21 protein-coding genes are annotated in these 22911 nt (G+C 56.4%); 14 read left to right on the top strand and 7 right to left on the bottom strand.

The genetic code is table 11. The features are described from left to right. Window positions 1-109: 109 nt before the first annotated feature. From napF to ACR0EV_RS04900, 8 genes are read left to right on the top strand one after another with little or no spacing between them, the layout of a single operon-like run. The gene (gene napF / locus ACR0EV_RS04935) at window positions 110-616 is read left to right on the top strand and encodes a ferredoxin-type protein NapF (RefSeq protein WP_480799055.1); all 507 of its coding nucleotides are present in this window, start codon (window positions 110-112) and stop codon (window positions 614-616) included. Continuing rightward, on the top strand, window positions 613-906 hold the full coding sequence (locus tag ACR0EV_RS04930) for a chaperone NapD (protein ID WP_480799054.1): 294 nt from the start codon (window positions 613-615) through the stop codon (window positions 904-906). The genes napF and ACR0EV_RS04930 overlap by 4 nt, the downstream gene beginning before the upstream one ends. After that, on the top strand, window positions 903-3395 hold the full coding sequence (gene napA / locus ACR0EV_RS04925; protein ID WP_480799053.1) for a nitrate reductase catalytic subunit NapA: 2493 nt from the start codon (window positions 903-905) through the stop codon (window positions 3393-3395). The genes ACR0EV_RS04930 and napA overlap by 4 nt, the downstream gene beginning before the upstream one ends. A gap of 28 nt (window positions 3396-3423) precedes the next feature. Then, on the top strand, window positions 3424-4242 hold the full coding sequence (napG, locus tag ACR0EV_RS04920) for a ferredoxin-type protein NapG (RefSeq protein ID WP_480799052.1): 819 nt from the start codon (window positions 3424-3426) through the stop codon (window positions 4240-4242). Continuing rightward, the gene (gene napH, locus ACR0EV_RS04915; RefSeq protein WP_480799051.1) at window positions 4239-5156 is read left to right on the top strand and encodes a quinol dehydrogenase ferredoxin subunit NapH; all 918 of its coding nucleotides are present in this window, start codon (window positions 4239-4241) and stop codon (window positions 5154-5156) included. Before napG ends, napH begins: the two co-directional genes overlap by 4 nt. A 12-nt stretch (window positions 5157-5168) precedes the next feature. Beyond that, on the top strand, window positions 5169-5606 hold the full coding sequence (locus ACR0EV_RS04910; protein WP_480799050.1) for a nitrate reductase cytochrome c-type subunit: 438 nt from the start codon (window positions 5169-5171) through the stop codon (window positions 5604-5606). Between the two features lie 29 nt (window positions 5607-5635). After that, window positions 5636-6328, top strand: a complete 693-nt coding sequence (locus ACR0EV_RS04905) for a NapC/NirT family cytochrome c (RefSeq protein WP_171185653.1) — start codon at window positions 5636-5638, stop codon at window positions 6326-6328. A 13-nt stretch (window positions 6329-6341) separates the two neighbouring features. Beyond that, window positions 6342-6599, top strand: a complete 258-nt coding sequence (locus ACR0EV_RS04900; RefSeq protein ID WP_480799049.1) for a hypothetical protein — start codon at window positions 6342-6344, stop codon at window positions 6597-6599. A gap of 57 nt (window positions 6600-6656) precedes the next feature. Here ACR0EV_RS04900 and ACR0EV_RS04895 read toward each other — a convergent pair whose 3' ends face one another. Together ACR0EV_RS04895 and ACR0EV_RS04890 are read right to left on the bottom strand one after the other, a co-directional pair. After that, window positions 6657-7703: a glycosyltransferase family 8 protein gene (locus ACR0EV_RS04895; protein ID WP_480799048.1), complete on the bottom strand. Its 1047-nt coding sequence runs from the start codon at window positions 7701-7703 to the stop codon at window positions 6657-6659. A gap of 69 nt (window positions 7704-7772) precedes the next feature. After that, the gene (locus ACR0EV_RS04890; RefSeq protein ID WP_480799047.1) at window positions 7773-8471 is read right to left on the bottom strand and encodes a hypothetical protein; all 699 of its coding nucleotides are present in this window, start codon (window positions 8469-8471) and stop codon (window positions 7773-7775) included. Window positions 8472-8940: 469 nt separating this feature from the next. On the opposite strand from ACR0EV_RS04890, the gene ACR0EV_RS04885 reads away from it, so the two are divergent. From ACR0EV_RS04885 to ACR0EV_RS04865, 5 genes are read left to right on the top strand one after another with little or no spacing between them, the layout of a single operon-like run. Further along, window positions 8941-12138, top strand: a complete 3198-nt coding sequence (locus tag ACR0EV_RS04885) for an adenylate/guanylate cyclase domain-containing protein (RefSeq protein ID WP_480799046.1) — start codon at window positions 8941-8943, stop codon at window positions 12136-12138. Between the two features lie 53 nt (window positions 12139-12191). Then, a complete protein-coding gene (locus ACR0EV_RS04880) occupies window positions 12192-13076 on the top strand; it encodes an encapsulin (protein WP_480799045.1) in 885 nt (294 codons plus the stop codon). Between the two features lie 14 nt (window positions 13077-13090). Next, the gene (locus tag ACR0EV_RS04875; RefSeq protein WP_480799044.1) at window positions 13091-13915 is read left to right on the top strand and encodes a DUF3237 domain-containing protein; all 825 of its coding nucleotides are present in this window, start codon (window positions 13091-13093) and stop codon (window positions 13913-13915) included. Continuing rightward, window positions 13908-16010: a hydroxysqualene dehydroxylase gene (locus ACR0EV_RS04870; protein WP_480799043.1), complete on the top strand. Its 2103-nt coding sequence runs from the start codon at window positions 13908-13910 to the stop codon at window positions 16008-16010. The genes ACR0EV_RS04875 and ACR0EV_RS04870 overlap by 8 nt, the downstream gene beginning before the upstream one ends. 3 nt (window positions 16011-16013) lie before the next feature. Further along, a complete protein-coding gene (locus ACR0EV_RS04865) occupies window positions 16014-17084 on the top strand; it encodes a polyprenyl synthetase family protein (protein ID WP_480799042.1) in 1071 nt (356 codons plus the stop codon). Here ACR0EV_RS04865 and ACR0EV_RS04860 read toward each other — a convergent pair. From ACR0EV_RS04860 to ACR0EV_RS04845, 4 genes are all read right to left on the bottom strand, one after another. Further along, window positions 17075-17545, bottom strand: coding sequence for a hypothetical protein (locus ACR0EV_RS04860; RefSeq protein ID WP_480799041.1), 471 nt, complete (start codon window positions 17543-17545; stop codon window positions 17075-17077). The genes ACR0EV_RS04865 and ACR0EV_RS04860 overlap by 10 nt on opposite strands. A 66-nt stretch (window positions 17546-17611) precedes the next feature. Beyond that, on the bottom strand, window positions 17612-18391 hold the full coding sequence (locus ACR0EV_RS04855) for a carnitinyl-CoA dehydratase (protein ID WP_480799040.1): 780 nt from the start codon (window positions 18389-18391) through the stop codon (window positions 17612-17614). A gap of 3 nt (window positions 18392-18394) precedes the next feature. Further along, window positions 18395-20410, bottom strand: a complete 2016-nt coding sequence (locus ACR0EV_RS04850; RefSeq protein ID WP_480799039.1) for an acetate--CoA ligase family protein — start codon at window positions 20408-20410, stop codon at window positions 18395-18397. A gap of 2 nt (window positions 20411-20412) precedes the next feature. Then, window positions 20413-21573 carry an acyl-CoA dehydrogenase family protein gene (locus tag ACR0EV_RS04845; protein ID WP_480799038.1) on the bottom strand — a complete coding sequence of 387 codons (1161 nt, stop codon included), beginning with the start codon at window positions 21571-21573 and terminating at the stop codon, window positions 20413-20415. An 80-nt stretch (window positions 21574-21653) separates the two neighbouring features. On the opposite strand from ACR0EV_RS04845, the gene ACR0EV_RS04840 reads away from it, so the two are divergent. Next, on the top strand, window positions 21654-22586 hold the full coding sequence (locus ACR0EV_RS04840) for a GlxA family transcriptional regulator (protein WP_480799037.1): 933 nt from the start codon (window positions 21654-21656) through the stop codon (window positions 22584-22586). A gap of 22 nt (window positions 22587-22608) precedes the next feature. Here the strand turns inward: ACR0EV_RS04840 and ACR0EV_RS04835 are convergent, their stop codons facing one another. Next, the gene (locus ACR0EV_RS04835; protein ID WP_480799036.1) at window positions 22609-22908 is read right to left on the bottom strand and encodes a DUF202 domain-containing protein; all 300 of its coding nucleotides are present in this window, start codon (window positions 22906-22908) and stop codon (window positions 22609-22611) included. Between the last annotated feature and the right edge of the window lie 3 nt (window positions 22909-22911).

Here is a 22911-nt window from a genome sequence, read left to right as displayed (position 1 = left end):
AATTTCTGAACGAATATGACTTAAGTCAAATCGCGCCGACTACAGGGCGGTTATGAAAACAAACACGCGAACAAAACTATCCAACTTCGAGTCACCAGCAATGAGCCAGATGACGAGTAGACGCGCTTTCCTAAGCGCGCGCATCCTTCGGGAAGATCGCAATGCGATCCGACCGCCGGGCGCTGTCGCGTCGGACTTTGCCGATCTTTGCACACGTTGTGAGGATTGCGCTGGCGCCTGCCCCGAAGACATCATCACGTTCGACGATAGTGGTTTTCCGGTACTGGACCTTTCCGCAGGCGGCTGCACCCTTTGTGGTGAATGTGCTGACGCTTGCCCTACACCTGCGCTGTCGCCAGAGCTTGTCGCCGAGTGGCCGTGGCGCGCGCAGGTTGATGCCGCGAATTGCCTATCAATGAATGGGGTAAGCTGTCGTCTCTGCCAGGACAATTGCGAGCAAGACGCCATCCGCTTTCGCCTACAACTGGGCGGACGGGCGGAGCCTGCGCTTGATACCGAAATTTGCATCGGATGCGGCAGTTGTTCCGCCGCGTGCCCTGCCGGGGCCATAGCGCTTCACCGCCCCACCCCACAACACCCGGAGGTGACTTTATGAATATCTGTGGCTGTCTCGTCCACATCGCCCCCGATCACACCGACGCCGCACGCGCGGCGATAACCGGCACTCAAGGCGTCGAGCTTCATGCCGAAGCCGAAGATGGCCGGTTTGTGGTGGTTGTCGAGGATACCGCCGACCGGCTGGCCTCGGAAACCATCATGGATCTGCATCAGATCCCCGGCGTGATCTCCTTGTCGCTGACCTATCACCATTTTGAAGATCTCGCGGAGGCATCTCCGCAATCTAATGCCCAAAGCCAACCGACCAGCAGGAGGCCCATGCAATGACTGTTTCTGAATCCCGCCGTACTTTCCTGAAGGCATCCGCCGCTGCCGCGACGGCATCGGCTGCCGGCATTCCCATGGCGACCGGCCAGGCCAATGCTCAGACCGGAGCGCCCGATATCCGCTGGGACAAGGCCGCCTGCCGGTTCTGTGGCACAGGCTGCTCAGTTCTGGTCGGCACCAAAGACGGTCGCGTGGTCGCCACGCAAGGGGACCCGGACGCGCCGGTGAACCGGGGCCTGAACTGCATCAAGGGTTATTTCCTGTCCAAGATCATGTACGGCAAGGATCGCCTGACTACGCCTTTGCTGCGCAAAACCAATGGCGAATACGACAAAAACGGTGAATTCGAGCCCGTCAGCTGGGATGAAGCCTTTGATGTCATGGCCGCCAAGTGGAAAGAAGCCCTGGCCAAGAAAGGCCCGACCAGTGTCGGCATGTTCGGCTCGGGCCAGTGGACCGTCTGGGAGGGCTATGCCGCCGCCAAGATGATGAAGGCGGGCTTCCGGTCGAACAACATCGACCCCAACGCGCGGCACTGCATGGCCTCAGCCGTTGTGGGTTTCATGCGCACATTCGGCATCGATGAACCGATGGGCTGCTACGACGATCTTGAACACGCGGACACCTTTGTGCTGTGGGGTTCGAACATGGCCGAGATGCACCCGATCTTGTGGTCGCGCCTGACAGATACCCGCCTTACCAAGCCGGGATGCGAGGTGCATGTGCTGTCGACCTTCGAGCATCGCTCGTTCGAACTGGCCGACAATGGTATGGTGTTCGAGCCACAGACAGACCTGGCAATCCTGAATTATATCGCCAACTACATCATTCAGAATGGCGCGGTGAACGAATACTTCGTGCGTAACCACGTCAATATCACCAAAACCGCAACGGATATCGGTTATGGCCTGCGTGAAACCAATGCGTTGCAGCAGGAAGCGGCGAACCCGAATTCAGGTAAGCTCGAAACCATCAGTTTCGAGGAATATGCCGAGGCTGTCGCGCCCTATACGCTGGAATACACTTCTGAATTGTCGGGTGTCCCTGCGGACAAGCTGGAGAAACTGGCGCAGCAATACGCAGACCCAACACGCAAGGTCATGAGCCTGTGGACCATGGGCTTCAACCAGCACACACGCGGGTCCTGGGTGAACTCGCTAATGTACAACGTTCACCTGCTGGTGGGTAAGATTTCTGAACCCGGCAACTCGCCCTTCTCGCTGACCGGTCAGCCGTCTGCTTGTGGTACCGCGCGTGAGGTCGGCACCTTTGCCCATCGCCTGCCTGCCGACATGGTCGTCGCAAATGACGAACACCGGAAGATTTGCGAGACTGCTTGGAACATCCCGGAAGGAACCATTCCGCCCAAACCCGGCTTCCACGCCGTATTGCAGCACCGCAAGCTGAAGGATGGTGAGCTGAACGCTTACTGGGTTCAGTGCAATAACAACATGCAAGCCGCGCCCAACATCAACGAAGAAGGCTATCCCGGCTACCGCAACCCGGAAAATTTCATCACCGTGTCTGATCCTTACCCGACAGTCACGGCAGTGTCCGCCGACTTGATCCTGCCCACCGCGATGTGGGTCGAAAAAGAAGGTGCCTACGGCAACGCGGAACGCCGCACCCAGTTTTGGCGGCAGCAAGTTCCAGCACCGGGTGAGGCCAAATCTGACCTGTGGCAGTTGATGGAGTTTTCGAAACGCTTCACCGTCGAAGAGGTCTGGGGCGAGGAGTTGCTCGCCAAGATGCCCGAGCATCGCGGCAAAACCATGTATGACGTGCTGTTCGCCAACGGCAAAGTTGACCAATTCCCGCTGTCCGAAACCGCGGAGGGCTTCGACAACGACGATGCAGAGCATTTCGGCTACTACGTCCAGAAAGGTTTGTTTGAGGAATATGCCGAGTTCGGGCGTGGCCACGCGCACGACTTGGCTCCGTTCGACATGTACCATCAGGCGCGCGGCATGCGTTGGCCGGTCGTGGACGGTAAGGAAACGCTCTATCGCTTCCGCGAAGGCTATGACCCCTACGTTCCGGAAGGCGCTGATGTGAAGTTCTACGGTCACAAGGACGGCAAAGCCAAGATCATCTTCGCACCTTACGAGCCCGCCGCCGAAGTACCCGATGAGGAGTACGATCTGTGGCTGTCCACGGGCCGCGTGTTAGAGCACTGGCATTCGGGTTCCATGACCCGTCGCGTGCCGGAACTGCACCGCGCTTATCCGTCGGCTGTCGTCTACATGCATCCGCAGGACGCCAAGGATCGCGGTTTGCGTCGGGGACAGGAAATCGTTCTGTCCACTCGCCGCGGCGAGGTCACCAGCCGGGTCGAGACGCGAGGTCGGAACAAAGTGCCGCGTGGTCTGGTCTTCATGCCCTGGTTCGACGAACACCAGCTGACCAACAAATTGACGCTGGACGCGACCTGCCCGCTCTCGAAAGAGACCGACTTCAAGAAGTGCGCCTGTAAGGTCGAACGCGCGTAGCCAGCAAGGATTGCAAGGGTAATTCCGCATGTCTCTTGTCGACAAACCCCTTTCACCGCAGCGGCGCCGGTTCCTGCAGGACTCGGCGCGGGCGGCGGGCGGCTGTGTGGTCGCCGGGTCGGTGCTGGCCTATCTGGCCCGCGACGCCCGCGCCCTGCCGGCCGAGGCTTTGCGCCCACCCGGCGCACTGCCGGAAAAGGAGTTTCTGTCGGCCTGCATCCGCTGCGGTCTGTGCGTGCGGGATTGCCCCTACGACACCCTGAAACTGGCCGAGCTTGGATCGGATGCGGTGGCAACCGGGACGCCGTATTTCACCGCGCGGGATATTCCCTGCGAAATGTGCGACGACATTCCTTGTGTCGCCGCATGTCCAACAGGGGCTTTGGACCCCGGGTTGGACAATATCGACGATGCCAAAATGGGCGTTGCGGTGCTGGTTGACCAAGAGAATTGTCTGAACTTCCTCGGCCTGCGTTGCGATGTGTGTTACCGCGTTTGTCCGGTGATTGACGAGGCGATCACGCTCGAGACCGAGCATAATACTCGATCCGGTCATCACGCGCTGTTCATTCCAACCGTTCATTCCGATCGCTGCACAGGCTGCGGCATGTGCGAGAAAAGCTGTGTTCTACCTGAAGCAGCCATCAAGGTTCTGCCGGCAAGGTTGGCACGCGGTCGTTCGGCAGAACACTACCGCAAAGGCTGGGAAGAAAAGGCCGCCAAGGGCGCGCCAGTGATCGAAGGGATCATTGATTTGCCCGACCGCTTGCCAGGACCCGGCACCGACAACTTGGTCGCGCCGGGCGGGTTTGCACCCGTGTATGATTTGCCGGGGGTCGGACAATGAGTGCCCGCACACATATGCCTGTCGGTCAGGAAGCTGTCGAAAGCAAAGGCTGGATCGGTGCGCATCGGTATCTGCTGCTGCGCCGCGCAAGTCAGCTGTTCTTTCTGGTCCTGTTTCTGCTGGGCCCATGGTTCGGCATCTGGATTGTCCAAGGTACTCTGGCAGGATCGCTGACGCTTGGCGTGTTGCCTCTGACTGACCCGTTCATCCTGTTACAGAGCTTCGTTGCGGGTCATTGGCCCGAAGTGACAGCGCTGATCGGGGGGGTGATCGTGCTTGCGGCCTACGCGCTGATCGGTGGCAGGGTCTATTGTTCCTGGGCCTGCCCCATCAACCCTGTGACCGATGCCGCGAACTGGCTGCACCGAAAGCTGAACCTGCCAAAAGGTTGGCAGCCCAAGCGCAGCACGCGCCTATGGATACTTGCGACAGTCCTGCTTGTGTCGGGCCTGAGCGGTGTGATCGCGTGGGAGCTAGTAAACCCAATCACCATGCTTCATCGCGGGCTGGTTTTCGGCATGGGCTTTGTTTGGGCCATGATCGCAGCCATCTTCGTCTTTGACGCTTTCGTCTCGCGCCACGGCTGGTGTGGTCATCTGTGCCCTGTAGGTGCGTTCTATGGACTGATCGGTGCAAAAAGCCTGTTACGGGTCAGCGCCACCAATCGCGCCGCCTGTGACGACTGCATGGATTGTTATGCGGTCTGTCCGGAAAATCAGGTGATCTCACCTGCGCTGAAAGGCAAGCCGGGACATACACCACTGATTCTGTCTTCCGACTGCACAAACTGCGGACGCTGCATCGATGTCTGCGCAGTCGACGTCTTTAACTTTACTCACCGGTTCGACGACCACCTCGTCCAACCTTCCGATCCAGTTGCCGCGCCTGAGCCGCGCGCTGCCAGACCTATCTAGGGGAGTGCCAAGATGAAAAAATCAATCGTTACAGGCGGATTTGCCCTTCTACCCGTATTATTGCTGAGCGGATGGGCCCTTGCCCAATCCGCTCAGGTCGAAACCCTGCGAGGAGCGGAAGTCGATGAGCCGATCCCTCTGGATCAAATACACAAAACAGTGGAAGGGCGTATGCAGCGTAACTATCGTCAGCAGCCGCCTTTGATTCCACACTCGATCGAGCAGTACCAGATCGATGTGCGAACCAATCAATGCCTGTCCTGCCATGACTGGTCCAAAGCCGGTGAACGCAATGCGCCGACACTTTCGATGACCCATTATCTGGATCGCGAAGGTCGCGAATTGGATCGCATCGCCGGGACTCGTTACTTCTGCAACCAATGCCACGTCCCACAAGCTGACGCGCCACCGCTGGTCGAAAACGTGTTCCAGCCCTCCACCGGCAATTGATCCAAAGCAAGACTGAAAGGAGCACCAACATGGCAGACTCCCCTGAAAAACGCGGCATGCTGGGTCGCCTGTGGAACGCGATTTGGACACCGGCAGTGATGTTCAGCTCGGGTTTTCTGATCCTGGCCGGCTTTCTGGCCGGTATCCTGTTCTGGGGTGGATTTCACTGGACGCTGGAATTGACCAACACTGAAGAGTTCTGTGTCTCGTGCCACACGATGGAAACCAACCTGGGTGAATACCGCGAAACGATCCACTACAACAATCACTCTGGTGTGCGCGCGATTTGCTCCGACTGCCACGTTCCGGATGAGTGGAACCACAAGATCAAAGCCAAGATCATGGCCGTGAAAGACGTTTATCACGAGCTGGCTGGCACCATCAGCACACCCGAGAAATACGAGGATCACCGTCTTGCAATGGCCTCTGCCGTTTGGAAGAAGATGAAAGCTTCAGACAGCCGCGAATGTCGTAACTGTCACAACTTTGATTACATGGACTTCACTATTCAGGAAACCCGCGCCGCGTCGGAACACCAACGCGCCATCGATACCGGCATGACCTGTATCGATTGCCATCAGGGCATCGCGCATAGTCTGCCGCCGAACTATCTGGAAACATATGAGAATGTGACCGCAGGGCTTGAAGGCGAAGTTCTGGAAGAACATGCGAATGCATCGGGTGACGATATCCGTGACTTCCTGAACAACAGCTCGAATTGATGGGGGAGCGGAGATGCTAGAGATACTGGGAACCATTGGCGGCAACATCTTGAGCCTGCCCGGCATTCTGGGGCTGGCCCTTGGCATGATGACCCGCAAGTTGTGGCTTGGAGCGGCACTTGGCGGTGCGGTTGGAGTGTTTGAAACGCTGGTTTTTGCTGGCTTTCAATTCGCGCACGTCGAAGGGTTGGAACTGATTATCGCGGTTGTTGTTGGTGTCTGCGCAGGCAGTTTGGGGACAGCTATCCGACTTAAGGGGGCTACGGCCTGACACAGGTCCGGTTCCGCCACTCCGGCGGGACCGACACACACGAACAGACCTTCGGGCTCAATCTGGCTTCAATCCAAGGAAGTTAAACAGGTCAGGAAACGGAAAATCCTGCCTGTCGGCATCAGCCCCAAAAGCAAGAATGCCGGATTGGCGGTCGGCAAATGTTCCATCTGAAAAGTAGGGCAAGCTTTTGTCGTACCTAGATAGGGTGTTTCCTGAAATGCCATGCGTTCTTTTCATGTAATGCGTCAGGCGTTTCTTCGGATAATTCTCGACCGTCATCGCATTGTGTACATCTTCCAGTCCGAAGTGCTTTAGAAAGGCCAAAAAGGACAGGGTATAGATCTCTTCTATTTCGCGGGTCGTGTTGGCCCAGGGTTTGACCGGTCCTGTAAAGTGCACATAGCGGGGGTTCAGCAATGCTATGATCTTGCCTGGCAGGTATGAGTGCTGCCAATTCCACGATGGCGACAACTCAAGCCAGTTTCCATCCACAGCAATGTTGAGTGCGCTTTGATCGGCCAAAGGCAGAGGATCAATCGCACCCGTCAACGCTTCAAGCGCCTTTTCAAAGATGTTTTCCGCAATCAAAGCCCTGCTGTTGACGAACAGCATGCCAGCATTGAAGTACTTTTGCTGTGCGCCTGCAGGAAGCAAATTGAAGTCTGCGTTTTTCCAGAACCGGCCTTGTGTCCAGCGGGTGTTATCAGCCACGGCCGCAATGGGCTGTTCGAAACCCTGCAATTGCATCAGATCTGACGGTGACCCCCAACGCTGCACAATGTCATTATCGAGATACAGTACAAATTCGTGCAAGTGAGACAGATCGCCTATTGCTTTCAGCCTGAGTAAAGTCGCTTGGGACACGTAACCATGCGATTGGAATTTTTCGGGCGGAACGATGCCGTCCAAACAATAAACGATCCTGAAATACCTTGAAAACAGAGTTTCCAACCGCGGATCGACCTTAGCCGAAACATAGAGATAATGCTGAATCTCGTTGGTCGTGTCGAGTAAGTAAGACCGTACCAGCGCATAGGCCGCCTGCCAAATCTGGTTTTCGTCCGTGCACAGCACGACGGCCATTCTTTTATCGCTTGTCATCTGGCACAATCCTGTGGGTCACAAAATGAACGCACAATTGGTCCGAAAGGTATCAAGAGCGGTGGGCTATCAATCATACTGACCAAGTACTTTTTGCATCGCCAGGATTTTGGGTGTGCCGCGTCGCTTGAACTGGTCAGGGAAGACGAAGGCAAATCCGATTTCATCCGCGAGTGCATTCAGGTCGCGCTCGATCTCTTGATCAGAGTGCCTAAACCTGCGGGTGCGTTGGAAGTCATGGAACAGATCGCCAGTCTTGGGAAAATCCGGGTTCTCAAACGTGCCCGGTTGCCAGTGGAGGTCCTCGATAATGTAAATCCCGCCATCTTTGAGTATTGACCACATCTCCAAAAGCCCGAATTGCTGATGATGCGAGGCGTGAGAAGCGTCATCTATGATCACATCAAAGGGCTGTTCAAACTGGGCGGCTGCAGCTTTGATGTTTTCACGTTTGTCCATATCGCATTGGACGAAATCAAACCTAGGCCCCTTGCGCCAGGAAAAGTCCGAGATATCCAAACCCGTGACATGCGCGTGTTCGAAATACTCCAACCACATATCGACAGATGGAACGCGATCCGTTTCACGGTCGGCCTGACGTCCCCGCACCTCGGGGCCACCACGCAACAAACCCATTTCGAGAAGTCGAATAGGTTTATCCCGAAGCGAGTGAAACAGAAGCTCGTATAGCCGTGTGTAACCATGAGCCAGATCTGTCAGCCCTTTGTCAGTACCGTGTTTTTTGGCCAGCTGAGTGAGATTAGGCATTTTGGGACTGCGCTCCGTGAATTCAGACTTGTGATCATCCCTACCGAATTGAGCGAGGGCCATGAAATTGTCAATCGGCGAAACTACTGCTCTTGAACGCAGTCAAGGTTGAGCACTATCAGGGATGGGCAGAGGCTCCAAATAGTCTCTTTGCTGTGTGGTCTGGCAGGATCAGATCGCTTCTTATGCTGAATTCCATTGGAACGCAGGGAAGCTTGAACAAAGTAGAAGAGCGAGAAATGAATCTCCCGAAGGATCATATTGAAACTTAATAACTCGGTTCTTTCACAAAGGCAGTCAAAGCGTGTTGTAATTTCATCAAAATTTTTTCAAACAAGATAACTCGTTAACGAATGCGCCGTTGCGTTATGTGGATTCAATAAAAATTCCTCTCTATTTTTGCCTATACAAATACAATATAAAAAGTCTTGAGCGATGAGGGGAAAAATATGAGCGGGATCGCAGAACAATGACGCGAGTCCTTGAGGCAAGACGAATCTCCAATGTTCTTAATCTGGCCGGTCTGAAGGATCATCTTTCGATGTTCCGGCAAGAAGGTGTGGACGACCAGCTTTTGGACGACTTGACAGACCCCGAACTACGCGACCTTGGGTTAAGCGTTGGGGAAAGAAAGCGGTTCCGCAAAGCACAAGCGGAGCTAAGAAGCAGAGACACTTCGAACAAAGATGGTGTGCGGTCCGAGGCTGAACGCAGGCAACTAACCCTTGTGTTTTGTGATCTCGTCGGATCCACCCAGCTGGCCCAACGGTACGACCCTGAAGACCTGATGCAGATTATGAATCTGTATCTGGATACGGCGATCGGCACATTGAAACAGCATGGTTGTCACCTGGCCTATCGTCAGGGCGATGGAATCATGGTGTATTTTGGTTACCCCAAAGCCATGGAGGACGACGCAGAACGCGCCGTGCGCGCGGTTCTGGAGACGATAGAGGCAGTTCAGAACCTCGAGAATAAGTTCGGCGAAAAATTGAATCTACGTGCGGGAATCGCAACAGGTATGGTTGTTGTGGGGGTCGTGTCGTCGAAAAGTTTGGGGTCAGAGGAATTTCTGGTCGGCGAGACAGCGAATCTGGCGTCTCGGCTACAAGGGCTGGCCGATCCTGGCGAGGTGATTGTATCGTCAGAAACCATGCGCCTTACGCATGGCACGTTCGAATTCGAACCTCGTGGCAGCCACGATCTTAAAGGCTTCGAAAATCAGCGCAAAGTTTATTGCGTGCTAAAGGAAACGGTATCCACCAGTCGGTTCGACGCCCGGACCGGTCGGTCTGCCGTTAAGCTTGTAGCTCGAAACGATGATCTGTCGGCTCTTAGGCAGCTCTGGTCTGAAGCGCAGGAAGGGGCCGGCCGGATGGCCCTTGTCGGCGGTGCAGCAGGTATTGGCAAGTCGCGACTCATCAAGTCGTTGTCGGAAGCAATTGGGGTTAGGCCACTCACATTGCAGTGCACACCGCATCTGGCCAGCCTTCCTTTGCACCCCGTGGTCAGTGAACTGAGGCGCGTGTCAGGCGACCAAACAGACGACAATATCCGGGCTGCAATATCTGGTTTTGTTCAATCTGCGCCTCGAGTCAACGAAATGGACTTGCCTGTCCTGCTGGACTTGGCGGGCATCGACTCGGGCGCACCTGCCGAACCGGACCCTCTTAAAAAAGCACGCAAATCCATGGATGTACTGCTGCGCAGCCTCGGCAGCATATGCGACAGACGCGGCACATTGTTGTTGGTGGTCGAGGATATACATTGGGCCGATGCAACTACGCTCGATTTGCTAGACGCGCTTGCGAACAATCTGGTTGGCTTTCCTGTTCTTGTGGTTCTGTCACATAGACCTGAGTACGAGCCGCCCGCGCATTTTCAGGACAAGGCGACAAGCATTGATCTATCACCGCTGGCACGCACCGAAGCGTCCGAATTGGTTCGCCGCGTGGCCGAGCCTTACAGCCTGCCAGTTATTCTGATCCGTCAGATCATCGAAAAGGCGGATGGGGTGCCTCTGTATATCGAAGAAATGACCAAAGCGGTTCTGGACCAACTGCCCGCCGACGCACCGATCAACGCCGAAGTTCTGGACGCACTCAGCGTGCCATCCACACTTCAGGATTCGTTGATGTCGCGTCTTGACCGGATGGAAAACGCCAAGCCGGTTGCGCAGCTGGGTTCCGTCATCGGGCGAAGCTTTACCGCCCGTATGATCAAAGCGGTCGCTCAGGCTGATATGGATGTCGACCGCGCCTTGCTGCAACTGATAGCCGCTGGTGTTTTGTTGGCCACCAGCGATGAAGGATCGGCCACCTATACGTTCAACCACGCACTGGTTCAGGACACAGCGTATAACTCGCTGTTGCGGGAAGACCGGCAAAAACTTCACCTGAAAATTGCCGAGGCCCTGCTCGAAGGGAACAAGGCCTTTGGCAGCCCTGCCCCTGACACCATCGCGCATCACTGCGATTTGGGTGGGCTAAAGAACGAGGCCGTCACCCACTGGTTCACGGCTGGAGAACTGGCTCTGTCCCGACTGGCGAACCTTCCTGCGATATCAGCGTTTCGGGCGGCACTGCGCAACCTCGGGACTATGCCCGCAACTGCCGAACGTGACGGGTTCGAATTGCGGGTTCAGATGAACATTCTACCCGCCTATATGGCGATCTATGGCTGGTCCGCAGATCAGGTCGGAGAGACAGCCGCCCGTGCGATGGAACTTGCCCAGGCTCTGGGCGATGGAGAGACGCTTTTTGCGGCAACCTTCTGTCGCTGGACGAACTTCTTCGTCGGCGGTCAAATGAACCACGCCATGGAGATGGGGCAGGCGCTGAATACAATGGCCGGGATGACCGGAGACCCGGTCGCCAACGTTCTGACGGCCCGAGCCCTTAGCTTTACCCACTATTTCCGTGGTGAGTTCTCTGAATGTGAACACCAGCTTGACCGCGCCTTTGCTCTCATCACGCCAGAACTTGATATGGCCATGATGCCGATGACCCAGTCGTCGACTTTAGCCTCGCTGTTGGCCATCCAAGGTTGCCTGTTGTGGCAACAGGGCAAGTTCGACGACGCCGAAGCCGCACGCCTGCAATCTATCGAGGTAAGCAAAGCGCTGAACCATGCGCCTAACCTTGTCTATATTATGGGGGCTTGTTGTATGTTCCTGCCCTATGCGGGTGAATGGGACAGAATGGACGCCACAATGAAGGAAGCCCGCAAAATCGCGGATGAAGAAGGGTTCCTGTATCTGCATGCCATGCAGGACATCTATATGGGTCTTGCACAGGCCGGAAAAGGTAACCTTGCTGGCGTTCCGGAACAAATCGAAGCGCGTATGAACCTTATCTCCAAATCGGGCGGTAACTTCACATTCCCGCAAAACCAGATCGTGCTGTCGGAAATCATGATCGACCATGGTGACATCGATAAAGCTCTAGACCGTCTTGAGGCGGTCTGCACCCCGGGCTGGGAACGCGGAGAAACGCTGAACAAACCGGAATATCACCGAGTGCGAGCCAAAGCCTTTGCCGCACGCGGAGAATTAGGCGCCGCCCGGGATGAAGCAGAATTGGCACTGAAGCTGGCCAGCAGTATCGGCGCTGTTGTCCAGGAAGATCGCGCCAAGCGACTTCTGGATCGACTGAACGAAGCAAATTGAACAAAAACCAAGTGCCTCACCGATGAAGGCAGCACAACCAAGAGGGATTTGAAATGACCGACGCATTGGACTGGGGCGACGACCAGTGGAACGCTGTAAACAAAGCCGTCCATGATGAAGCGCTGCGTGCTCGGGTAGCCGCAAGTTTTCTGCCACTGTACGGGCCGTTGCCGGCTGACACGCAATCGGTCCCGCTGAACCGGCTTGAGTTGATCGATAACGAAAACGGCACCGCAAAACGTCTTGGTGTCAATGACTTTGACACCACGCGCCTGACCACAGTTTCAGTAAACGTCTACTTGAAAAGTGCGCAGATGGCCGACTCCGAATTGTCGGCAGCCATGATCATGTTCCGTCGGGCTGCTGCAATTGTGGCCCGGGTCGAAGACGACATCATCTTCAACGGTCAACCCGGCACAGGAGAAGGCCCTAAACCCACCGCTGGCGCGCCAGCCTCGTTGCCGCCGATTTACACCGTCACCGGAGGTGGCAAATATGAAGGCTTACTGGAAGCGGGCGAGAAATCTTCTGGGTCGTCGTCTTCCAAGAAGAAAACCTGCACTGGACCCGAAGTGTTCGAAGCCGTGGTTGCGGGTATCAACGAATTGGAATCGCGCGGGTATCTGGGCCCATACGCTTGTGTGATGGGCAACGGCCTGTTCCAGGCAGTCACAACGCCGATGGACAACTCGATGGTCCTGCCACGCGACAGCATTCTGCCGTTTCTGGATGGTCCGTTGCTGCGCTCGGGCACTTTGCCCGCGAACAAGGCAACGCTTGTGTCACTGCAAGGGGCACCGGTTGAAATCGTTGTACCGTCCGAAATCTCGGTCAAGTATCTGCAAACTTCGGCCGAAGGCGAGCATGTCTTCCGCGTGCAGCAGAAATTCCGCCTGCGGATCAAGGAAGAACAGGCAATCCACACCCTCACCTGCTGACCGAGGATCTGGTCGTGCGCGAGTTTATAGACCGCGGTGTCACCCTGCGCTGGTCAGAAACGATCAATGCGGCCGGAGACAAACGCGCCTTGATCGAGGCCGGACCATCCGTATCGCCTCATGACACTGTGCGGCTGATCTGTTCGCAAGCTGGCGGCCCCGAGCGGGCCATTCGCGGTTGGCCTCTGCACCGCGATCTCAAAACAGGTCTTCAGCACTTTGCGGCCGCCTTACCATTCGTGATGCAGGGCAAGTCGTTCAGTTGGCGTCCGGTTTTGACGTCCGGTGGCCGCGAATATGACCCGGGACCCGAAACTGCCCCGAATGCGGCACCAGTGCAGCAGCCAAAGCCAGCGCAGCAGTCACCGGTTCTGGAGCATATCGCCAAATTCACTGTGCCCTTCACCGGCGACTTTCATCCCTCGGGCGAGACACCAGACGGAGTCTGGCTGCATTTTGCCATCAAAGAAGGCGGAACAGTCGAAGGCCCACACCTGAAAGGGATGATCGAGCCAGTTGGAGGAGACTGGATGCGCGTGCGCCCTGACGGCGTGGGGCTGCTTCATGCCAAGGCGCTGATCACGCCAACAGACGGGGGTGCGCCGATCCTGTTTGAAGATACCGGTGTGTGTGAATTCGGCCCAGATGGCTATGCTGCATTGCTAAAGGGTAACCTGCCCGCCACGGCCCCTGTGCGGCTTGCACCGCGTTACTTAACCTCGAACCCGAGTTACAGCTGGATGAACCGGGTACAAGGTTTTGGCATTGGCGAAGCCAGCCTGTCAGATATCACCCTGCGCTTTGACGTCTATTCCGCGAAAGGAACATCAGATGGCTGAAAAAGTTATCATTCTTGGCGGCGGCGTGGCCGGTATGAGCGCCGCGCACGAACTGATTGAACGCGGGTTCGAGGTTGAGATCCACGAACGTCAAATGATCCCCGGAGGCAAGGCACGCAGCATTCCGGTGATGAAGGGTGAAGGCGATCACGGCTCGAAGGCGAAGCACATCAAGGCGCTGGAAAAATGGGCCGAGATGGACGGGGCCAGCTATCCGCCCGGCGTGAAGCGCCCATGGTTGCCGGGCGAGCATGGGTTCCGGTTCTTCCCGAACTTCTATCGCCATATCACCGATACGATGGCCCGTACGCCTTATTACGATAAAGGCACGTGCTATGATAATCTGGTGCCGACCACTCAGGTTCTGGTCAGCCAGTTCGACAAGCCTGGCATCATCGTACCCGAGCGATTTCCACGCACCCTCAAGGACGTGGCGGATGCATTCAAGACGATTGCCTTTACGCTCTCGCCTCGGGACCAGATCGCATATGAGGATGTCGAGCACTTCGTTGCCTGCATGTGGCGGATTGCGACCTCGTGCAAGGAACGCCGGTTTGACGAATATGAGCGGATCGGATGGTGGGATTTCATCGGGGCAGAAGGCCGTTCGGAAGCGTATCAGAAGTTTCTTGCCATCGGCCTGACCCGGTCTTTGGTGGCCGCCAAAGCCACTACTGCCAGCACCAAGACCGTGGGCGACATTGCTGTACAGTTGCAGTTGGCCATCGCCACCCCTGAACCGCAGTGCAACAGGTTGCTGAACGGGCCCACAAACCTTGTCTGGATTCAACCCTGGCTGGATTACCTCAAAAGCAAGGGGGTCGTTTACAAGTTCGACTCCAAGGTGACTGGCATCGAATGCCAAAATGGGCGGATCACCGGAGCGACGGTCGAACAGGATGGCAAAGAGCAGAAAGTCACAGGCGACTGGTTCATCAGCGCCATGCCGATCGAGCGCATCGCGCCGCTACTCACGCCCGAAATGATGGCAGCCGATCCGGCACTTGCCAAGTTGCCGCTTCTTGCAAACGACGTGCAGTGGATGAACGGCATTCAGTTTTATTTGACCAAAGAGGTCACGCTGACCAACGGCCACGTCATCTTCATCGATAGCCCGTGGGCTTTGACCGCCGTGTCGCAAAAACAGTTCTGGCCGGGGATCAACTTTGACAATTGGGCTGAAGGCAAAACCAAGGGTCTGCTTTCAATTGATATTTCGGAATGGGACAAGCCCGGTCTGAACGGCAAGACCGCGCGAAATTGTAGCCGGGAAGAGATTGCAAAAGAGGTTTGGGAGCAGCTCAAGCGCAGCCTCAACGTGGATGGTGAGACTGTGCTGCGGGATGAGGATATGCACTATTGGTTCCTTGATCCTGACATCGTGCAGGATCCCGAAGATCCCAAACGCCAAAGCAATGTGGAACCTCTGCTGGTCAACCGCATCAACAGTTGGCGGTTGCGGCCAGATGCGGCCACGCTGATCCCGAACTTCTTCTTGGCCTCCGATTACGTCCGCACCTTCACTGACCTTGCCACCATGGAAGGGGCGAATGAGGCCGCGCGCCGGGCGGTCAACGCGATCCTGCAGCGCAGCGGTTCGGGTGCTGAACCCTGCCAGATCTGGGATCTGCACGAGCCTGATATACTGAAACCGCTGCGCGCCTATGACTATGCTCGCTATCAGGCGGGTCTGCCTTGGGACAACAGGTTCGCGGTGGCGGTCGAGGCCGCCTTGAAAATGGGTCAGGATTCAACCGGGGTAGATCGCGGCGGTGATGGGCCCTTGGCGGTCATTGGGGAACCGGCTGCTGAATACTCTAAACCCGGCGGTATCATCGAAGACCCAGCCATTGCCGAAGCGCTGCGCATGATTTGCCCGCCGAAAGAGCTTTTTGATCTGATGGCCAGCTATGAACCCACCGCTGATCTTCCGATCCCCGGAGATGAGGTGGCCGAAGATCTAGCCTATGATCTGGGTCGCGACAGCGGTCAGTCTGATGTTCTATCCAGGGCCCTGCCAATGACGGATGCACCCTTTGCCTCCGACCGTGCGCAGGGCAGCAAACCCCGCGTGACCATCACGCAGAAGGGTTAACCTTTGAAACCCGGAACCGCGCATCTAGACCCTGCGGCACAGCAGGAGTTTCTGAACCAACTGACCTCTTACGGGAATCGCGCGCGTGAAACTCTGTTGGGGCTTTTGCCAACAGGTGAACCCCAGGCTTATCTGTATGGTCCGATACGGGATTACATCGAAACATCAGGCAAAGGACTGCGGCCCGCGCTATTGCTGGCCACCTGCGAAGCCTTTGGCGGCAATACCGAGGAAGCACGGGTGTCCGCAGCTGTGCTGGAGCTTCTGCATAATGCCTTTCTGATCCACGATGACATCGAAGATCAAAGCGATTTCAGGCGTGGGCGCGCGTGCATGCACCAGCGGCTTGGTGTCCCTTTGGCCATAAATACAGGCGACGGGATGCAGGCGCTGGCCTTGCGGCTGTTGCGGCAAAATCTGGGGTCGCTTGGGCTGGAAACCGGAATGCGCGTGGTGGATGAGTTTGACCATCTGCTTCAGCAATCCATTGAAGGTCAGGCGTTGGAGCTGGGTTGGATACGGGACAACAGACTGAACGTGGACGCCTCGGACTATCTGCGTATGTGTCTCAAAAAGACCTGCTGGTACAGTTTCATTCACCCCATGCGGATCGGCGCATTGATTGCACGGCCGCAGGATGTCGCCCAGGGCACACTGAATTTGGACGACTTCAACGCGTTCGGTTTCTTTCTGGGCGCGGCGTTTCAAATTCAGGACGACGTTCTGAACCTTGTTGGTTCGCAGGACACATATGGCAAGGAAATTGGCGGCGACATCTATGAGGGAAAGCGCACACTGATGTTGGGGCAGCTCGGCCTGCACGCTGATGAACCGGAACAGATGCGGTTGGCCGAGATGCTATCAAACCCGCGCGAAAGCCGATCGACCCAAGATGTTGCCTGGGTGCTTGAGCGCATGGATCACTACGGCAGCATCCGCTTCGCACAAGATGCGGCCAACGATCTGCTTGCTTCTGCCCGTCAGGAGTTTTCGCAGGTGTTTGCAGGCACCCAAGACGCCCCCCGCGCATTTTTAGGACAGTTTATGGATTACCTCGTGAACCGTCAGGTCTGAGCACTCGCAACGTCAAAAACCACCACGATAGAAGTCTGCTCGGTACCCATGCAGGCGATCCGGCCATGATAAGCGCCTGGTTCCGTCAAATCCGGCACGGTGACCACAACCGCTACATCTGTGTTCTCTCCGGCGGCAAGTTGGATTTGGGATGGAACAACGTTTACGCGGTTTGCAGGAAGAATATCCCCATTCGGATTGGTCAGATCACCGGGTTCGAACTGCATTTCAACTGGCTCGTCACCTTCAGCCGCAGCAAAGGACAACAAGATTGTGGCCGTACCGCCAGGGTGGCAAATCTTGCGACAGGTAAAAGGCCCTTCGAGGTGTTTTTGATTGCCGCGCTCTGTCTCAAGCACGCGACGCGCGATATCCGAAATCGGTTGAGTGTCCGGCTGCGAAGCAACAGAGCTAATTGCGCGTGACGGGTTTTCGTAGGGTTTACGCTCAAAATAAGGCATGACTTAATGTGCACCCGCAGCGTGGATCAGTAAATGGCAAATCCACTTACTGATCGCCGGGATTGTTTATTTTCCTTTCCAAACCGGATCGCGTTTTTCGGCAAAAGCGCGGGCCCCTTCCAGTTGATCTTCGCTGGCATAGAGTACGTCTACAGTACGCAGCTGACGTTTGGTGATGTGGTTCATCGCATCCTGGAATTTGGTATCCTCGGCGTCGCGCACGATTTCCTTGATTGCGGCGTATACCAGGGGCGGTCCCGAGGCCAGAAGCCGGGCAAGTTCCCACGCACGGTCCATAAGTTGATCGGCGGCGACGATCTCGTTCACCAGCCCCCAGCGATTGGCTTCTTCAGCATCGAACCAACGTCCGGTCAGCAGCAGCTCCATTGCGATATGATAGGGAATGCGTTTAGGCAGCTTGACGCTGGCTGCATCGGCAACAGTGCCAGATCGAATTTCCGGCAAGGCAAAAGTGGCGTGATCAGCAGCCAGGATCATGTCTGCGGACAAGGCCAGCTCCAGCCCGCCCCCACAGGCGATGCCGTTCACGGCAGCAATCACGGGCTTGTTCAGGTCGCGCAGTTCTTGCAGACCACCAAAGCCGCCGACACCATAGTCCCCGTCCACTGCGTCACCATCGGCGGCAGCTTTCAGGTCCCAACCAGGGCAAAAGAACTTTTCGCCCGCGCCGGTTAGAATGGCCACTCGAAGCTCTGGGTCGTCGCGAAATTCGGCAAAGACCTCGCCCATGATTCTGCTGGTGGCAAGGTCAATGGCATTGGCCTTGGGGCGGTCCAGCGTCACCTCAAGGATCGTTCCGTCGCGGCGGGTTTTGATCGGGTCCATTTCTCAGGCCTTTCTTATCAGAGCGTCCACCGCAACAGCCTTGTCGGGCGTGCAGAGGAGAGGGTTAATCTCAACCTCGCCGAGCGTGTCGGCATTTTGCAGAACATAGGCCTGAACAGCCTCGACTGCGGCAATGATCGAATCCATATCAGCCGCCGGTTGGCCGCGATAGCCTGCAAGCAGAGGCGCGATTTTCAGCATTCCAAGAGCCGTGCGGATGTCTTCGGGCGGGCTGGGCACCAGCAGAGAAACTGTGTCGCGCATGACTTCGGTCAGCACACCCCCTGCCCCCAATGTCAAGACAAACCCATGCGCGGGGTCACGAACAACACCGACCAGCAGTTCAGCGACAGTTCCCATGATCATCTCTTCGATCAGGATTGCTTCAGTGCCGATTTCGGCTGCCACATTGGCCACGTCTTCGGACATAACACCCAGCCGAACAGCGGCATGTTCCGACTTATGCGCAAGACCCACGCCTTTCACTGCAAAAGGCGCTTGCATGTCATGCACCGCTTTGCTGATTTCTTCTGCGCCACTGACTGTGCGGTTTTGAGGGATGCGCAAACCGCATTCAGCCAACGCCTGTTTGGACACCCCCTCGGTAAGGGTTCCGGACGCCTCGACGCTGCCTGGCAGCAAAACGGGCTGCAAACAGGGGGCACGGACCTGACCCGCCGCGCGCGTGGCGGCAAGCGCTTCACGGATACCCATAAAAGGCACGACGCCGCCTGTCACCAGGTCTTTCGCCACATCTTCAGGCAGTAACTCTGGCAGGGTCGCGACGATGGCAAACCGTGCCCCAGTGTCCGCACGAACTTGCAAGGCCGCCCGCGTTGCACAGGTCCAATCTGTGGCGTCGGTGGTTGGATAATCGACGATAGAAAACGTCAGGTCGATATCCTCACCTGTCATGCCAGACCATGCCTGCGACATCGCGCGTTCATCGCGCCAGATATAGGTGTGATAATCCAGCGGATTGTTCAGCGCCACCATAGGACCTAGCGCATTGCGTAGATGGGTCTTTTTATCATCACTTAGCGGTGGGAAGGTCAAACCGGTGCCGACCGCCATGTCTGCAATCAGGCTCGCCTCGCCCCCCGAACAGCTGATCGAGGCTATGTTACCGCTAGGTAATGGACCGTAGCAGTGCAGCAGTTTCAACGTTTCGAGGAAATCCGGTAGCGACGAAAGACGCGGGATACCAAGCCGGTCCAACAACGCCTGCGCGCCCGCATCACTTCCTGCCAGAGACGCGGTATGGGAAACGGTCGCTGCCTGCGCCTGTTCCGAAGCGCCGACCTTTAGGGCAACCAGCGGAATGCCCTTTGCATGGGCCTTTGCGGCCAGCGCCTCCCACTCGCGGATATCCTTGAAACCTTCGACATGCAGACCTAGGGCTGTCACGCGCGGATCATCAAGCAAGGCCGCAGCGATCTGCGCCTGACTGGTTTGCGCCATGTTTCCGCAAGCCACCATATAGGCAATCGGCAAGCCGCGTTTCTGCATGGTCAGGTTGATCGAGATATTCGAGCTTTGAGTCAGGATCGCGACGCCTTTGTCGATCCGCGTTGCCCCGTGCTGGTCCGGCCACAACAGCGCACCGTCCAGCGCGTTGATGTAGCCATAACAATTCGGGCCAAGAATGGGCATGTCACCGGCTGCGGCGATCAGCTGCGCCTGCAAGTCCCCGCCGGTGTCGTCTTCAGCGACGGCTTCGGAAAAACCCGAGGCAAAACAGACCGCCCCACCCGCGCCCATGCTGGAGAGGACCTGAACCGCCTCAATAGTGGCATGGCGGTTGATGCCAATGAACACCGCATCCGGGGCTTCAGGCAGGTCTTCGATCTGGCCATAAACTTTGTGTCCTGCGACTTCGTTGGCTTTGGGATGCACCGGCCAGATTTGGCCAGCATAGCCCATACGTTCGGATTGCAGAATAACCTGCTGACACCAGGCACCACCGCCAATGACAGCGATAGTTTTCGGGCGCAAAAGCCGGGTCAGGTCTTTGTTCATGGTTAGGCGCCCAGTGGACGCAGAAGATCACGGCTGATGATGTGGCGCTGAATTTCACTGGTGCCGTCCCAGATGCGTTCAACGCGTGCATCGCGCCAGAAACGCTCGATCGGGAAGTCGTCCATCAGACCCATACCACCATAGATTTGCAGCGTCGCATCCGTCACTCGCGCTAACGTTTCAGAAGCAAAAAGCTTGGCCGAGGCAATCTCACGGTTGGAAGGCAGGTTTTGGTCCAGACGCCATGCGGCGGCAAGGGTCAGCCAGTCGGCGGCGTCGATCTCGGTGATCATATCTGCGATCTGGAAGCCGACGCCCTGAAACTTGCCAATAGGCTGGCCGAACTGCTTGCGCTCGGCCGCATAGTTCAGCGCATAATCAAAGCATCGCCGCGCGCGCCCAACCGAGAACGCCGCAACCGTTAGGCGGGTTGCGTAAAGCCATTCGTTCATCACGGCAAAACCGCCATCTACTTCGCCCAAAACCTGGGCATCCGGCAAACGGCAATTGTCGAAATAGAGTATATAATTCTTGTAGCCCTTGTGGCTAACTGAGTTGTACCCTTCGCGCACTTCAAAGCCCGGTGTGCCGCGATCCACCAGGAAAGTGGTGATGCGCTTTTTGGGGCCTTTGGGGGTTTCGTCCACGCCGGTTGCGATGAAGACGATGAAGAAATCCGCATGTTCCGCGCCAGAAATAAAGTGTTTTGAGCCGTTGACTACCCAGTCGCCCCCATCGCGCACTGCCTGACATTTCATGCCGCGCACGTCCGACCCGGCATCCGGTTCGGTCATTGCCAAGGCGTCCATTTTCTCGCCCCGTACGGCGGGCAACAGATACCGCTCGCGCTGTTCATCATTGCAGGCCATCAGGATGTTTTGCGGGCGGCCAAAGAAATGCGTCAGCGCCATCGAACCGCGGCCAAGCTCGCGCTCAACAAGCGTGAAATCAAGATGGGACAAGCCGGCGCCGCCAACCTCCTCGGGGAAGTTACAGGCATAAAAACCCAGATTGATGCATTTCTGCTTGATCTCGTTGCCCAACTCCATCGGGACGGTGCCGCTGCGCTCGACCGCCTCTTCATGCGGGTAGATTTCGTTTTCAACAAAGCTGCGGACCGTCGAGACGATCATTTCTTGTTCTTCAGACAAACCGAACTGCATGGCGTGTATCCCTTGGATCAGTAGTTGACCCAGAGAACGTCATCCCCCAAGTTTCCGACATGCAATGTTAGGCGTTCATCATGCAGGATTCGAATATTTTACCGCAGCACTTCAACATTCTTCTTTTCAATGGTTACTCGAACCATTGCCTTGCAAACATGGTCGAGCCGCTGCGGGCAGCGAACAACTTATCCAGGCACATGCTCTATTCCTGGAAGTTCTGTTCGCTTGACGGGGCACAAGTACACAGTTCCAGCGGTCTGGCCGTCACACCGGATTGCGCAATCAAGGATCAGAGCGGCGACGTACTTGTGGTTATGCCATCTTATGGCTTCCTGAAACTCGATACCCGATCAACTGCCCGGGCCATTCTGACAGCGTCAAAACAGCATCGGCAGGTCGCAGGATTGGACACCGGAAGCTGGCTTCTGGCACGTGCCGGTCTATTGGATGAACGTCGCGCAACCATCCATTGGGACGAACTTTCGCGGTTCGAAGAGAGCTTTCCAGCAGTCGACGCGGTGCGCGAGCGATTTGTGATTGATGGCAATCGGCTGACCTGTTCCGGGGCATTGGCGGCGTTCGATCTCTCTTCTGCCCTCATTCGCCGAGACCATGGACCGCTTTTGTCCATGGAAGTGGCGCATCTTTTGATGAGCCGAAACAGTCGAGATCCCTATGCCCTGCCGATGAAATCTGAAGACACACTGGTCAATCGGGCATTGGACGTGATGCAGTCGAACATTGAGACTCCGTTATCAATCGCACAGATCGCGCGACGCCTAGGATGCTCGCAAAAACGGATCGAAACCCGAATACGTGCCGAACTGAAGACCACACCGCAGGCACTTTACAGGCGTTTGCGTCTCACACTCGCGCGCAATCTGGCGGAGGAAACAGAACAATCCGTCGCTGAAATCGCCGGGCGTTGCGGGTACGAAAACGCCAGCGCGATGACCCGAGCATTCAAGGCAGAATTCGGTCAAACCCCAACCGCGTTTCGGGCAAGCTGACCCTGAATCCGGAGTCTCACGCTCAGACCCGCGCGTCACGCTTCTCCTGTTCGATCTGGCGACGAATATGGATGTAGTCGATGATGCCGTAGACCAAAATCAGAACCGACACAGGCAGAACAGCCATTCCAACCCAAACAAATATCGAATCCGCGTCGGCAAACTGCATTAATCCAAATCCGGCAATCGCCACCCCCAGAGCGGTTTTCACATAAGCCAGCAAGGTGCGCCGGTTGGCCAACTCGGTTCGTAGAAAGGCCAGCACCGTGTTGTCCAGTGCGCGTCGGGAATTGAGATCGGAAGGAGAGGTTGAGTCAGCCATGCC

The organism is Ruegeria sp. CF8, from assembly GCF_056537285.1.
Note: the sequence above shows the minus strand (reverse complement) of the source record. Positions and strands in the feature narration are given on the sequence as shown.